Below are 15,304 nucleotides of genomic sequence, written 5' to 3'. Positions count from 1 at the left end.
ACTCGTCATCGAATACCTCTGTCGATGACATCGACACCAGCACCCAATCTCAGTCGATCCGGGCGACCAACCCATACGGCACTCCAACACCAGGATCAGCTGGAACCCGCTTCCGCGAAGATTGGGAAATTTCCTAGCGTGACGGCTGAATAATCCCCAAATCCAAATCCTTCTATTAATTTGGGAAATTTCCTATAAATATCCCCCATTGGATTTTCCACACTCCAAGCAACGGCCCGGTTGATGAAACGGCCAGCCAATCCACAAGCCCCTTCGCGCAAGCCCAGGGATTGACAATTGCTAGAGTGAGTGAATCCAAATGAACAAGATCTATCGCCTAATCTGGAACTCGGCGCTAAATACCTGGGTAGTGGCCAGCGAGGCGGCCAAGGCACATGGCAAGAACGGCAAGCGAGCTACCCGTACCGTTGGCGCGCGCGGAATTGCCAAGGCAGTCATCGCTGGCCTCATGCTTCTGCCGGCTCTGGGACCTGTCACGGCCTCTGCGCAATGGTCAAACACCGGATCCTCGGCAACGGGGTCGGGCTCTGTAGCCATAGGCGGGGGTACGGGCGCCGGCGCATCGGCCAACACAGCCGAATCAGTGGCAATCGGCGACGGCGCAACGGCAGCCAGCCGAAAGGGCGGAACGGCCACGCAGACTGGCGCCACGGCGATCGGTCAAGGCGCCAAGGCCACCACGCAGTACGGCGGTGGCCCCGTTGCGATCGGCACTGCGGCCAGCGCTGTGGTTAGCGCGGGCAACGGTGGCTCGCCGGTTGCAATCGGCACCACGTCGAATGCCAACGGCAGCGGTTCGCAGGTCGCGATCGGGGATCAGGCGCAGGCTAACGGTACCGACGCCATTGCAATCGGTGGACATGCCAACTCCGCTGGCGTGCAAGCACTTGGCAATGCATCGACGGCGATTGGCCAGTCGGCGAGTGCGCTAAACACGGGTTCAGTGGCGATCGGCTATTCGGTGATGTCCAGTGGCGTGGGTTCCGTGGCCATCGGCGGTAACGGGACGATTGGCGCCGCCGCAACTGGCGACGGCGCTGTCGCAATTGGTACCGGAAGCAGTGCGACGACAGCAAGCACCATTGCGATCGGCAACAACACAAAGGCAACGGGCGCGCAGTCTCTGAGCATCGGCACTGGGAACGTTGTCAGCGGAAACAACAGTGGTGCGATCGGCGATCCGACCACAATCACGGGCAGCGGTAGCTACAGTCTCGGTAACAACAACACGATCGCCAACAACAACGCGTTTGTAATCGGCAGTGGTGTGACGACTACGCAGGACAACAGCGTAGTGCTGGGCAATGCGTCGACCGATCGTGCGGCCACCACGGTGACCGGTGCCACGATTGCTGGCAAGAACTATTCGTTTGCCGGTGCCGGGTCCGCAGCCAACGGCGTAGTGTCCGTAGGTGGCGCTGGAACAGAACGGCAGATCATCAATGTCGCGGCCGGTGACGTCAGTGCCAAGAGCACGGATGCCGTCAACGGCAGCCAGCTGTATGCCACCAACCAGGCTATTGCAGCTGCGCAGACGCACTACTACAGCGTCAACGACACCGGCACACCGGTCGGCAACTACAACAACGACGGCGCCACGGGGCGTTGGTCCATGGCGGCAGGCACCGCAGCATCTGCAGCGGGTGACCAGGCCGTCGCGGTTGGCAATCTTGCCAACGCAGCATCCTCGCGCTCGATTGCCATCGGCGGCGGCGCTTCGGCCACCAACACCAATGGCGACAGCATTGCCATTGGCGGCAATGCCTCGACCACGGGTTACCAGACCGTGGGTATCGGCAATGACGCCGTGGCCGCGACAAATAACTCCGTGGTCGTTGGCCCGAAGGCATCCGGCTCGAAGGGAGACTCCATCGTGGCCATTGGCGATACTGTCAAGGGCCAGGGTAACTACTCCGTCGCCATCGGTCGCACAGCCACTACGACTTCCGATGGTGCAGTCGCCGTCGGCTCAGGGACCTCTGCCAACTATTACGGGACGGCAATCGGCACGAACGCCGTGGCAAACAGCAACGCCACCGCGATTGGCAACAACGCTACCGCGAACGGCGGCGTAGCCGCCGCACTGGGATACGGATCGTCAGCCGCTGCGGGCTATAGCACTGCGCTGGGTCCGTATGCAACGACAACCGGCAACGATTCGGTTGCCGTCGGTGTGCAATCAAAGGCCTCGAACTTGGAAGCAACGGCCATTGGTCCCTATGCGACGACGTCCGGTGAGCAAGGTACTGCCGCCGGTTACAACGCCAAAGCCAGCGCTTTTAAATCCGCTGCGTTCGGCGCCGGCGCTTCCGCAACGGCTACCAACAGCGTCGCTTTGGGTGCTAATAGCACGACCACGGCCAACCTGGGTGCGGCCGCGTACAACCCCGGTACAGGTACCCTTGCGGGCACGAACCCTGTGGGCGAAGTCTCAGTCGGCTCGGCCGGCGCGGAACGTCGCGTGACCAACGTGGCCGCTGGCTCGGCTGATACCGATGCGGTCAACGTGTCGCAACTGAAGGCAGTGGATGGCAAGGTGAACAACCTTGACAACAACGCCGTGAAGTACGACAAGAACGCCGACGGTACGGTGAACTACAACTCGGTGACGCTGGGTGGTGACACGTACAACACGACGACGAAGCAGGGCGGCACGGTGATCCACAACGTAGCAGCCGGCACCAGCGGCGGCGATGCGGTGAACGTTGACCAACTGAACCAGCAAGGTAGCGAACTGACTGCGAAGGGTCTGAACTTCGCGGGCAACAGCGGCGCGGCGGTTCACACGAACCTGGGCGACACGCTGATGATCGCTGGCGCAGCCACGACTGCCGGTACCTACACGGGCAACAACCTGAAGACGGTGACCGATCCTGCGACGGGCGCGGTTCAGTTGCAGATGGCGGACGCGCCGAAGTTCGGCACCGTGACGATCAACGAAGGTGGCTCGGGCAAGATCACGGGCGTGACGGCTGGCACGGATGCCACCGACGCGGTGAACGTGAGCCAGCTGACGCAGGTTGCGGATTCGTCAGTGAAGTACGACGTGGATCCGACGACGGGTACGGTGAACTACAACAGCGTGACGCTGGGTGGGGATACGTACAACACGACGACCAAGACGGGCGGCACGGTGATCCACAACGTGGCAGCCGGCACCAGCGGCGGCGACGCGGTGAACGTCGATCAGCTCAACGCCTCGAAGACGCACTACTACAGCGTGAACGACAACGGCGTGCAGGGTGGCAACTACGCCAACGACGGCGCAACGGGTGTGAACGCGCTGGCAGCCGGTGTGGGCGCGCAGGCGACGGCCGACGGTGGCGTGGCGCTGGGCTCTGGCTCGGTGGCGAGCACGGCCGCAGGCGTGGCCGGGTTCGTGCCGCAGAGCGCAAGCGCGGCGCAGGGCGCGGCGATCGCGGCGACGACCAGCACGCTGGGCGCGGTGTCAGTGGGCGATACGGCCAACGGCCAGTTCCGCCAGATCACGGGTGTGGCAGCCGGCACGGCCGACAGCGACGCGGTGAACGTGGCGCAGCTCAAGGGCGTGGACCAGAAGGTCGACAACCTGGACAACAACGCTGTGAAGTACGACGACAGCACCCACAACAGCGTGACGATGGGTGGTGACACGTACAACACGATCACCAAGCAGGGCGGCACGGTGATCCACAACGTGGCAGCCGGCACCAGTGGCGGTGACGCGGTGAACGTTGACCAGTTGAACACGACCGTGGATGCATCGAAGACGCACTACTACAGCGTGAACGATGGTGGTGTGCAAGGTGCCAACTACGCCAACGACGGCGCAACGGGACTGAACTCGCTTGCCGCGGGCATAGGCGCCTCCGCGTCGGTTGCCGGTGGCGTGGCGCTGGGCTCTGGCTCGCTGGCAAGCACCGCAGGCGGTATCGCGGGCTGGGTGCCAGTTGGTGCGGATACCACGCTGGCTAACGCGGTGATGAACACGATGGGTACGACGGGTGTCTTCGCGGTCGGTAACCCGGCAGCCGGCGTCTATCGCCAGATCACGGGTGTTGCAGCCGGTACCACGGCCAGCGACGCGGTCAACGTGGCGCAGTTGCAAGCAGCCATCAGCTCGGTCAATACGTCGACAACGCCGACGACCGATGACCGTGCCGTGAAGTACGACGGTGCATCCGGTTCGCCGAAGGATCACGTGACACTGGAAGGCACCACGTCGACCGACGGCGGCCAGACCGGCGGCACCACGATCAGCAACGTGCACCAGGGTGATGTGTCGGCCAACAGCACCGATGCGGTCAACGGCGCACAGTTGTACCAGACCAATACCCGTGTCACGAACCTGGAGGATACGGTCAACAACTGGGGCGACACGATCAACAAGACGGAGGCCAACACGCGCTACTTCCAGGCCGATGGCACCAACACGGATGCTGACAAGGCGTACGTGAAGGCAGGCACGAAGGGTGTGGCATCGGGCGCCAACGCGAGCGTCACCGGCAACAACGGTGTGGCAATGGGTAACACGGCGTCGGCATCGGGCAACAACTCGACGGCCATCGGTGCGAACTCGACGGCAACCCACGACAACAGCGTGGCGCTGGGCGCGGGCTCGACCACTGATCGTGCCAACTCGGTGTCCGTGGGCTCCGCTGGCAACGAGCGTCAGATCACGAACGTGGCAGCGGGTACCGCCGGCACCGATGCGGTCAACGTGAACCAGTTGAATACCGGTGTTTCCCAGGCCAACCAGTACACCGACATGCGCGTCAACAACGTCGAGAACTCGATGAATGTCATGTCCCGCAAGGCGTACGCAGGTGTCGCAGCGGCAACCGCGCTGACCATGATCCCGGACGTGGACAAGGACAAGACGCTTGCACTTGGTGTTGGTGGCGGATCGTACCAGGGGCAGCATGCCGTGGCGATCGGCGCAACGGCCCGCGTCACCGAGAACGTCAAGGTGCGCGCTGGCGTGGGCATGAGCGCGGGTGGCACCACGGTGGGTGTCGGCGGCTCGATGCAGTGGTAATCACCACCGCCCTTTACACGTAGGAAATGAGATCTCCCGCTTCCAGCCCAGTGGCGCCAAGCCAGACTGGAGCGGGACCCAGTACTCAAGGAGTTGAATCATGAAACACTTTCACATCATCACATTGAAGGCCGCAGTCCTCGGCGCATTGATCGCATCGCTGGGCGCCTGCGCCACGCAGAGCGGCCCGACGTACACCCTGAATGCGGCGCAACGGTCGGACATCACCGGCCAGGCCTATGAGGTGAGTTGCACCGGGCTGCTCGAAAGCTCGAAGACCTGCATGAAGGTAGCAAACGAGGTCTGCAAGGACGCACCGGTAGTGCCGGTTGGCTCGGTTGACGGGTACCGGTCTGGATCGCCAACCAACGACCCTCGCAAGCTGACGTTCACGTGTGGCAAGCCAGCCGCTTCCACAGCGCAGTAACCGGATCTCGAAAGTCCTCACACCAGTCTTCCAGATATATCGAGGCATAGAGGCATCGCCCCGGAGCGCATTGCGACGCAATCCGATGCTGGTCTCCGGGAACCGACGATTCGAACTTCGCTGCGAGCGCGCCTGACTCTCGTCACGGCGCGCTGCAAGTCACTCCCAGGGCCCGACGGCCACATCCACTCTCGCACAGGCTGGTCTCCGACAGCCATGACGCGGCAGCGTTGGGGGAGACGCTGTGCGTCATTTTTGTGCATTCAGAAATTTCCGCATTGATTTGCGGACATGTCTGTCACCGGCGTAGCAATGGCGTTCCTAGACTTCGGTCGTCAGCATCTCAATACATTGGGACCACATGCCGACTGACGCCAGGCGTACCCAGTCGCCAATCCCAGAAGCCTCAAGCATGCCTGGCGTTGTTATCGAGAAGCATCATGTCAAACCCGATTTCCCCTTCACCGGCTGTACGCCAGGCCGTCTCTGTGAAGACGGCGTACCCCCTTTGGAAAAACATAGGGCGGGCAATCGGCACGATGCTCGCACTCGTCTTTCTGGCGCTTGGCACTGCGCATCCCGCGCAGGCGGAACTCCGGCGTGATCTGGCCATGCCGTCTCACCCGTTGACATTAAAGACAAGCATCAGGGTCAATGGCGCGTCTTCACCCGTTCCAGGGTCATCGATACTCCAGAAACCGAAAGACCCGATGCTGCTGCGCATCGGCGTGATGGCAAACGGATTACCACCGTTCGATCTCGTTGGCATTGATGGCAACTACGAGGGCATCTCCGCCGACTATCTCGCGATGATCGCCAGCACACTGCACGCCAAGGTCGAAGTCCGCGCATACGCCACCCGAGACGCCGCGCTCTACGACCTTTCCCACGATGCCATTGACGTGGTCGCAACCGATCCGGGGCAGACGAGACCGGCACAAGGCGCTATCGGATTCATGCCGAACCAGATCATCGAGATCGCAACCCGCAGCACGGCGCACAAGCTGGTTGGGAACCAGACGCTTGGATATGTGAATGGCCAGCTGGATCCTCAGGCTATCCTGGCAGCCTACCCTGGGCGCAAACTGCAATCCTATGCCACCCTGCTGGACGCACTGACGCAACTGTCGCTGGGCGCGGACGTCGTGCTGTTGTCAAACGCGACGGCTGCCAGCTATATCACCGCGCAGTATGGAATTCCCAACCTGGTCGCGGTGAATGTCTCGCGACTCTCCGTCGGTGACCTGTCGTTCCTCGTCCGGGACCCAGCGCTGCGTGCGCGGTTCGACGCGGCAATCCGCGCGATCCCAAAGCCCACGCGTCTGGCGATCTCCACCCACTGGGTGCCCACGACATTGATGCCGCACTTCGACAAGGCCCTGAACCTCACGGCGGAAGAAAGCGCCTGGATCGCCGCGCACCCCGTGGTTCGATACCGTGCTACCAATGACCGGGTTCCTTTCGTGTTTTCTGACGAGCATGGCGAATCGGTGGGACTCAGCGTGCAGGTACTCGACCAGATCGAAGAGCGCACGGGGCTTCGATTCGAGCCTGTCCGCGCCGATGGCAATAACGACCCCGACAATGCAACCACACCTACGATTCAACCAATCGTGCCGGTCGACGGCCCCTCCGTGCGTACCGACGGCCTGACCATCACAGAGCCCTACTTTCAGGGGTACTGGGCCATCGTGGCGCACGTTCGGCAACACGGTATCAACAACATCCTGGACCTTGCCGGCAAGCGCGTTGCCGTCGTGTTGCCGAACCCTATCATTGACCGGCTTCGCGCAACCGTGCCGCTCCAGGTTGTCAAGGCCGCGTCCTATCGTGACGCCTACCGTATGGTTGCCACCGGCATCGCCGATGCCACGCTGGGCAACATGATGACCGCCAACTATCTGATACGCGAGTCGTATCCCGAAGTGCTTCGGATTGTCGCGCCGATCAGTGGCACGCCACTCAATGTTGGTATTGGCGTTCCCGCAGACGAGCCGATGTTGCTGGCCATTCTGAACAAGGCGTTGCTCAGCCTGTCGCGGGAGGACATCAACGCCTTGCGTCTGCGCTGGTCCGAGCCCCGGAGCATTGCAAGTAGCACGGAGACCTTGCCCTCCTGGGCATGGTTCAGCCTGACCGCCGGCCTGGTATTGCTGGCGATATCGCTGCTGTGGTCGCAGTCACTGCGGCAGCAGATCCAGCGCCGCCGCCGCATGGAAGCCGTCCTCCATGAGCAACTTGCCTTTCAGACCTCCATCCTCGACGCCATTCCGCAGCCGATCTATCTGCGCGATGCCGACCTCAGGCTCATGACCTGCAATGCGGCATTCGAGCGTGCCCTCGGCTGTGGCCGCAAGCAGATGCGTGGGCGCACGATTGACCAGATGCCGCTGAAGCTTGGCGACATCCCATTGAGCCAGCAGACCTATCGCAAGGTTCTGGCGACGGGCGACGCGGCCACGCTCGACCGAACCCTGATGATCGACGGCAAGGAACGCATCGTGCTGAACTGGGTGGAACCGCTTCGGAATGCCACGGGCGGCGTGGTGGGCATCATCGGCGGATGGATCGACATGACCGAACGCCAGCAAATGGTCACCGAACTGGCTTCCGCCAAGGACCGCGCCGAGGCCGCCAATCGTGCAAAGAGCGCATTTCTGGCGTCCATCAGCCACGAGATCCGCACACCGATGAACGCGATCCTGGGCATGCTGGAACTTACGCTTCAGGACAAGCGCCTGCCTGACGACGACCGCCTTCAGGTGGAAACCGCGCAGGAGTCCGCAAAATCGCTGATCGGGCTGATCAATGACATCCTCGACGCGTCGAAGATGGAAACCGGCAAGTTTGTGCTGTCGCCTCAGCCAGCGCCCCTGCGCCAGCTCATCGGCGACGTCACGAGCCTCTTCGGGCTGGCGGCGTCGCGCAAGGGCGTCCAGCTTGAAGCTATCGTCGATGATGCCGTGGCCCCTTGCCACATGGTTGACCCGCTTCGTTTCAAGCAAGTCCTCAATAATCTCGTGTCGAACGCGGTGCGCTTTACCGACCGTGGCTCGGTGGTGATCCGGCTCGGCGCCACCAATCTCACGCCGGATCGTCAAAGCCTGACGTTCTCGGTCAGCGATACCGGCACCGGGATTCCCGAAGATGGATTGAAGAAACTATTCCAGCCATTCACGCAGATCGGCGATACCAAGCGTTCCGCCGGAGGTACGGGATTGGGTCTTTCCATTTGCCAACGGCTGGTGACCAAGATGCACGGAACGATCGGCATCACCAGCGAGGTAGGCAAAGGCACGACGGTCACCGCGACAATCGAGTTGCCGATCGCCGCCGAGATCGCGCCGGTCCGGCAATCGGACCAGCGAAATCAGCCCACCTCCAAGCCCGGCAAGGCACTGCGCGTCCTCATCGTCGATGATCATGCGCCAAACCGCATCCTGCTGCAGCGGCAGCTGGAGAAACTCGGCCACCGCGCGTTCACCGCAAGTGACGGATGCGAGGCGCTTGAAAAGCTGGTGGACGCTACGTTCGATCTGATCATCTGCGACTACTCCATGCCCAACATGGATGGCCCCACGCTGACGCGAACAATCCGCTCGAGTGATCTGCCATATCGCACGCTTCCAATCCTGGGCTATACGGCCAGCGCACAACCAGAGATCCGCGCGCACGCAATTGAATGCGGCATGGATGCCGTGATGATCAAGCCTGTCGACATGGCCACGCTGGAGACAACGCTGGCGGCAAACGTCAACCGCCGCGCGCATCCAGGGCTGCCTGGGTTGCCAGGGCTCGCGCTTGCGCTCGCGCCTTGCGGCAAATCGGTACTCGCGGCATGATTCCAGCTACCATTCGCGCGCCCCAGTCATCGGAAATGACACCCGGCTTGCGGGCCATCATCGAACGAGGCACTTCTCAGTCAATGGCATCCACGACACAGGAAGCTCCCCGTCCCGGGCACGACGCCCTGAGACAGGTTCACACATGGATTCGCGAAGGGGCGCTGCTGCAGGCTGCGCATTTGATACGAGACTGGCTGAAAAGAGCGCCGGAGTCCCTGGATGCGATCGTCGCGCAGGCCGCGCTGGACGTTGAACTCGGCGACGCGGCAAGCGCAAAGACCGCACTTGAACAGGTACTTGCCGCGGTCCCGAATCATTCGCGGGCACTGGCAGGCATGGCTCATCTGGCCCTGTGCGCCGGAGATGCGAAGTCGGCCGTAGACTGGTTTCAGCAAACGGGCCCGGAAGCACTTGATGAAGCTGAATTGTCCAATTGGTGCGAAGCACTTGCGGCAACGGGCGACCTGATGCGCGGTGCGGACATTGCCAGGCATCTTTGTGAACGCGCACCCGAAGCAGCGACGTCCTGGTTTCAACTCGGCCTCACCCTGCATCACAGCGGCTTCCACGAGCAGGCACTGGACGCATATGCCAAAGCACATGCGCTAGATCCTGACCTCGACAATCTCTGCAACAACATCGGCGCCGCATATCTGCAATCCGGCCGGACCGAAGAAGCCATGGCACAGATCGGTCGGGCCATCGAGCTGAAGCCTTCCAATCCCCTAGCGTGGATCAACCTGTCGGATGCCTTGCTGAAACTGCGCCGCCCGGATGACGCCGCGTTGGCGGCCCGGCGCGCCTGCGCCCTGGCCCCAACGATGCCGCTCGCCTTGCAAGCGCAGTCAAATGCGCTCAAGGAGCTTGGCCAATGGGCAGATGCGCTGGCCCTGATGGAGAAGGCAGCGATGCAGGCGCCAGTTTCGGGGGGCATCATCTGGAATCTCGCCATGCTGCAAATGCTGCACGGCGACTATCGCAATGGCCTGATCAACTTCGAACACCGCTGGGCTTCGCCAGAACTGGAGGGATCATTCCCCGATCTGAAGGCACCGATCTGGTGCGGCGAACCCCTCGCTGGCAAGACGCTGTTTCTGTGGGGCGAACAGGGTTTCGGTGACGCAATGCAGTTTGTCCGCTTCGTGCCCAGGATTGCGGCGCTCGTCAGACAGCAAGGTGGACAGTTGCACTACTGCTGCTTCTCGAAGCTTCATACCTTGTTCTCGCGCAGTCTTGCGGACGTGATCCCGGAGGTCATCCCGCATGACACTCCCAGTCTGCCCCGCTTCGACTATCACCTGCCGCTTTGTAGCGCGCCTCTAAGACTTGGCACCGAGCTGGATACGTTGCCCGCCGATGTGCCATATCTGCGGGCGGATGCTGCCGCCGCAAGCGCGTGGGCGCAACGCCTGTCGGCGTCTGGCAAGCTCAACGTCGGCGTGGTCTGGAGCGGCAGCCGTGGCCACCAGCGCAATCCGCTTCGCGCGGTGCCCATCGCCGAACTGGCCGAGGCGTTCCGCGACCTTCCTGGCATCGAATTTCACAGCCTGCAGATCGATGGAGCGGCGGAACTGGCAAGCGTCCCCGATTTCGATATCCGTGATCACACCGCGGAACTGCGAAGCTACGACGACACCGCCGCACTGATTTCCAGTCTTGATCTCGTGATAACAGTGTGCACGTCCGTCGCGCACCTGGCAGGCGCCCTCGGCAGACCGACTTGGGTGATGCTCGATGTGAACGCTTCCTGGCAATGGCTGCTGGGTCGGTCGGACAGCCCGTGGTATCCAACCACAAGACTCTATCGGCAGGAGACGTATCGCGACTGGCAACCCGTCCTGGAACGGGTGCGTGCCGATCTGCTAGCGCTGGCGGGCGGCACTCCACCGGCGGGCGCCAACTGAGTTCGCGTGTCAGCGTGGCCGCGCGGTACGGCTCAGTCCGGTACGGTGGCCAGCGCCGCGAGAAGGCGTTGAATCGCCTGTGTCAGCAATGGCACCAGAGCGGTGACCGTATCACCGTCTTGCCGGATCGAAGCGGATTCAATGGCCTGGCAGACCGCCACCGTAGCGTGGCAGTCCAGCATCCGGGCAGTTCCCTTGATCCTGTGCGCCATGGCCCGCGCCTGATCCCAATCGCGAGCATCGCAAGCGGCCAAAAGTGCCGCGAGGTCCTCGGTATTGGTAAGGACAAGGCTTTGCACCAGCTCCGTACGAATATCGGCGTCGCCCCCGGTCAGGGCATCGAGTGCTGGCCACAGGCGTGCGGCGTCGGCCGCCGAGAATGGCACGAAGCCAAGGCCAGCGAACGTTTCCGCAATCGTCACCGTGTCTGCGCGGAGGGGAAGCACCGCATCGATCGACTGGGGCAACTCCGCCGGAATACTGCCGGCATCACACATCAGCAGTCGCAAGCACGGAGGTGAATGATTGGACAGCGAAGCCTGCGATGCCGCTGATAGTGGCCACCGAACGACGACGACGTCCGCGGCATCGGTGGATGCCACGGCGCTTGCCGCTTCTGTGAATAGCCCCAGTGACGTCAGACTTGCAGCGAGTTCTTCGCGCTCCGCGCCACTCCATTCCTCACCTGAGATGATCACCCGTGACATAGCGACACCTCATCTCAAGGTGCAATATTGCAGCGCCGCGCAAAATCGATCAGTTCCAGCAACGTCGTGACGTGTAACTTTTCCATGATGCGCGTCTTGTGGCTACTCACGGTCTTGTTACTGATGAAGAGCGAGTCTCCAATCGCCTTGTTGGACATTCCCTTGCTCAGCATCTGCATGATCTGAATCTCCTTGTCAGTCAGTTGCTGTAGCAGTTCGCTATCTTCGCGGGCCTTGCCGGGCACGGCACCGGATTCAACCACCTCGGCGGGAAAGAGCGTATAGCCCGCAAGGACAGATTCCACACAGCGCATGATGTCCGTCATGTCCTGCATCTTGCTGACGAAGCCCTTTGCGCCCACCTGCATGGCGCGAGGCGCAAAGGTCATCGGATCCTGCCCCGAAATCACGAGCACCCGGATATTGGGCTGGATGGCCTTCAGGCGAGGAATCACCTCAAGTCCGTTGATCTTCGGAATATCGAGATCGAGGATAACCAGATCGGGCTTGCACTGCCGCACAACGTCGATCGCCGCCTGGCCGTTGTCGGCTTCCAGCACGGATGAAACGCCGAGCACTTGCGATAGCTGCGTCTTGATAACGAGTCGGACTGCCGGGTGATCGTCGACAATGAGGACGGTAATCATCTTTGACTTCTCCATACCTGTAAGGTGGTTCGATGACTGATAGAACCACGGGAAAATTCGTAGCTTCCCTATGGATTATTGTCATTGCCATACGCTATGGCCGCATCGAGAAGATTCCGCATTTGCACTAGGATAACTCCGAGTTTTCGATTCATGTGCATTGCTGCATCGCAGCATTCCGCGGCCACGCGCCTCGAAAGGCGGAATGATGGCCGGCGCGGGCGGGGGGGCTGGACTTAATCGTACGACACCAATAGAAAGATGCAGGCAACAAGAACGACGAGGCTGATTGCGGCGATGAAACAGGAAGCGATGAAAACCATGGCGACATGCAGTGATATGGCGCCATGATTCAATAAACACCAATTCTCTGTCGAGACGGTATGGCTCGCTGAACGATCCGATCGTTCTTGAAATCCTGCTCGAATTCTCCGCATCGAGATTTCGTCCCTTCGCAAGATAGGTACCCTCCACAACCTGTGTCGTAACGCCATGACATGTGCTGGAGCGATCATATCCATCAGGCCCCAGATCAACCGCAGCTTACTCGCGACAATGGCACGCCCGCCGCTTGCGCCGAGCAGTTTTCATTTAGGAATATTCCGCTCTTATTTTCCGATGTTTCCCTGCCCAGTCGATCATGGCGAGCGTCGATACTTGCCCTGCACTCACATGTCCGGCGACACGTGCGTGATCTGGCATTTGCATTTTGAATCAACGGGCAACAAAGGGGGGAAAGACGCATGGCCACTGGAATCAAGCAGCTTCATTCCACTCCAGGCAACCCAGCGACGCCCAGCCCAGGCACAGGCACAGGCACAGGCACAGGCACCCAAGGCACAGCGCGAATGATCCGCCCGAGCAACGTGAACTACGATCTCGAGGAGCTTTCCGCCGCGCTGCACTATAACGACGAATGGCTTGGGCGTGCGAAGGTGGCGATCGAGGTTCTGGACCGATCAAATGCCCATACCGCCTATGCGAGAGTGATCTTTTTCGACAAGGAACGCGCCGCGCTTTGCTTCCACCTTGCGGCAGACATTTTCCGGTGCGCGCAATTGACGCGCGTCGTACACCGCGCACTAGGCACTAGCTTCGAGCGGGTCGTGCCGCCGTCGCTGCTGATCGATGTGGGCCCAACTGCCCATCCCGACGCTGCGCTTGCCGGGTCGCCAACAGTGCTGGCCGATCTGACCGCTTCCGTGTCAATGCTCGCCAACGCCACAACCGAAGCGAGTTGGCGACAGGCAGCGGTTTGTGCCTATGTAGTGGCGTTCCGGCTCGCCCGTAAACTCATTACCGCTATCTGCCCGCCAACGCCCAATGTATTGGACAGTCCACTGGACACCGCGATCTGGCAGCTACGGATGCACCGGTCGCCGGAAGCCCGGGCACTAGCCGAAGCGCTGGCTTCCATGCAGGTCACCTACAGCACGGCGGCCTTTGACTTCGACGCCCCGTTTCCGCAAGACCAAGCCTTGCTCCAGAGCGAAGCCATGAAAGCGTTTCAGGCAGATCTTGCCGCATTCCAGGCGACCGCTGTCTGACGCGCCCCCCGGTGTGTTCCTTGTCTGGCAGGCTCCGGACCGGTTCTAGAGCCACGCTATGCCCTCCGGCGACACGATCACGTTGACGAGAAGGCGTAGGACGCCAGGATAAAAACGATATCGCTCTACCGCAACCACCGATTCCCCGCAGTCATCATCGCCTGGCCTTGCGGCGGCATTTCCGTCCCCAGTTGGGCCAGTTCGGCATCGATAAGTGCGCTTCGAGCGCGGTGTGCCCGTCAGCTATCAGACCATCCGGCGCAGGTGCGAACGCATGCGGCGCACCTAAGGCATTCGCGATCCGAGGCGCACTCAGACCTTCCTCTCGTGCTTCGAGCGATCCGCCAGCACTTCGCGCTGAAACGGTACCTGTTGCGCGCATCCCTCTACTGCAAACACCTCGCCGCTCGCTTCTCGGCTTGGTGCGAATTCACCGACGTCACCCAAAGTCCGACCACGCATGAGGCGGCAACTTATATCCCCCTCCTTCATCGGCCATGCCTTGCCAACACGACAGAATTATTGACTCACATCAAGTAAATGTAGAGGTGCGCCGGAACCTACTATTGACTGCATTTCTCGCCGCCACAACGATAACGTTATGAGTGGCTTACTGCACGGTGTGTCTCAGGCCTAGGAGAAATCATAACCCTACCTCGCATCGGTGCCTAAAAGACTTCCAGACATGCAGAACGTTGCTCGTGCGAGTGATTAAACAGGAAGAATGGCGACTGCCATTTTGAGGAGAGAGAGAAGATGCAAAAGAAAGCGGCACTCATTTCAGCAATTGCCTCAGCACTTCTAACCGGCTGCGGTGGTGGAGGCGATTCCGATACTGCGCAGCAGGCATCGAACACACCCGCTCCGGCGCCAGCATCGTCGCCAACTCCAAGCCCGACGCCCGCATCATCTCCAAGCCCATCCCCAGACCCTGCATCGTCTCCAAGTCCAACCCCTGTGGGCGAAGCGTTGCCAAACTTGGCCGATCCGCAACTGGGATCCACGGCCGCAACAGGAACCGGTCCCGTTGGCGTATGGAGCGCCAATTCGGGTCTTGGCCGCGCGCTTGCCTTTATCGATCCTTCGTTGAACATATATTCGCTGAACTCGTCCGCATCATTTGTGACATCAGAACTGATCGGTTCCATTTCAACATTAGGCGCTTCGTGGTCGATGGTGTCGGGCAAGC

Annotated in this window: 8 protein-coding genes and 1 pseudogene; 6 read left to right on the top strand and 3 right to left on the bottom strand. The window is 61.1% G+C overall.

The genetic code is table 11. From position 1 onward, the window contains the following. Nucleotides 1–319: 319 nt before the first annotated feature. From K6G35_RS20325 to K6G35_RS20310, 4 genes are all read left to right on the top strand, one after another. Nucleotides 320–5,038, top strand: a complete 4,719-nt coding sequence (locus K6G35_RS20325) for a YadA-like family protein (RefSeq protein ID WP_495676917.1) — start codon at nt 320–322, stop codon at nt 5,036–5,038. A gap of 100 nt (nt 5,039–5,138) precedes the next feature. Beyond that, the gene (locus K6G35_RS20320) at nt 5,139–5,465 is read left to right on the top strand and encodes a hypothetical protein (RefSeq protein ID WP_495676916.1); all 327 of its coding nucleotides are present in this window, start codon (nt 5,139–5,141) and stop codon (nt 5,463–5,465) included. A 230-nt stretch (nt 5,466–5,695) separates the two neighbouring features. Continuing rightward, nucleotides 5,696–9,307 (top strand): ATP-binding protein, encoded by a 3,612-nt coding sequence (locus tag K6G35_RS20315; RefSeq protein ID WP_495676915.1) that lies wholly within the window; start codon nt 5,696–5,698, stop codon nt 9,305–9,307. A gap of 47 nt (nt 9,308–9,354) precedes the next feature. After that, the gene (locus K6G35_RS20310) at nt 9,355–11,214 is read left to right on the top strand and encodes a tetratricopeptide repeat protein (protein WP_495676914.1); all 1,860 of its coding nucleotides are present in this window, start codon (nt 9,355–9,357) and stop codon (nt 11,212–11,214) included. 32 nt (nt 11,215–11,246) lie between these two features. Here the strand turns inward: K6G35_RS20310 and K6G35_RS20305 are convergent, their stop codons facing one another. Continuing rightward, the gene (locus K6G35_RS20305; protein WP_234707000.1) at nt 11,247–11,816 is read right to left on the bottom strand and encodes an Hpt domain-containing protein; all 570 of its coding nucleotides are present in this window, start codon (nt 11,814–11,816) and stop codon (nt 11,247–11,249) included. Between the two features lie 119 nt (nt 11,817–11,935). Then, a complete protein-coding gene (locus K6G35_RS20300; RefSeq protein WP_011520117.1) occupies nt 11,936–12,568 on the bottom strand; it encodes a response regulator transcription factor in 633 nt (210 codons plus the stop codon). Between the two features lie 848 nt (nt 12,569–13,416). Between K6G35_RS20300 and K6G35_RS20295 the strand changes: the two genes are divergently transcribed. Both K6G35_RS20295 and K6G35_RS20290 read left to right on the top strand, forming a co-directional pair. Continuing rightward, a complete protein-coding gene (locus K6G35_RS20295) occupies nt 13,417–14,115 on the top strand; it encodes a hypothetical protein (protein WP_035882849.1) in 699 nt (232 codons plus the stop codon). A gap of 289 nt (nt 14,116–14,404) precedes the next feature. Next, nucleotides 14,405–14,571 (top strand): annotated as a pseudogene (locus tag K6G35_RS20290) (IS6 family transposase); the annotation flags it as partial. Nucleotides 14,572–14,783: 212 nt separating this feature from the next. Here the strand turns inward: K6G35_RS20290 and K6G35_RS20285 are convergent. Next, entirely contained in the window at nt 14,784–15,302 is a 519-nt protein-coding gene (locus K6G35_RS20285) for a hypothetical protein (RefSeq protein WP_234707001.1), read from the bottom strand. Nucleotides 15,303–15,304 lie beyond the last annotated feature (2 nt).

This window comes from Cupriavidus sp. HY129 (assembly GCF_059492215.1).
This window is presented reverse-complemented; position numbering and strand designations above follow the sequence as displayed.

Excerpts from the sequence above, each read along its gene's own strand:
- K6G35_RS20325 (WP_495676917.1), top strand. The coding sequence starts at position 320 with ATGAACAAGATCTATCGCCTAATCTGGAACTCGGCGCTAAATACCTGG.
- K6G35_RS20300 (WP_011520117.1), bottom strand. The coding sequence starts at position 12,568 with ATGATTACCGTCCTCATTGTCGACGATCACCCGGCAGTCCGACTCGTT.
- K6G35_RS20295 (WP_035882849.1), top strand. The coding sequence starts at position 13,417 with ATGATCCGCCCGAGCAACGTGAACTACGATCTCGAGGAGCTTTCCGCC.
- K6G35_RS20320 (WP_495676916.1), top strand. The coding sequence starts at position 5,139 with ATGAAACACTTTCACATCATCACATTGAAGGCCGCAGTCCTCGGCGCA.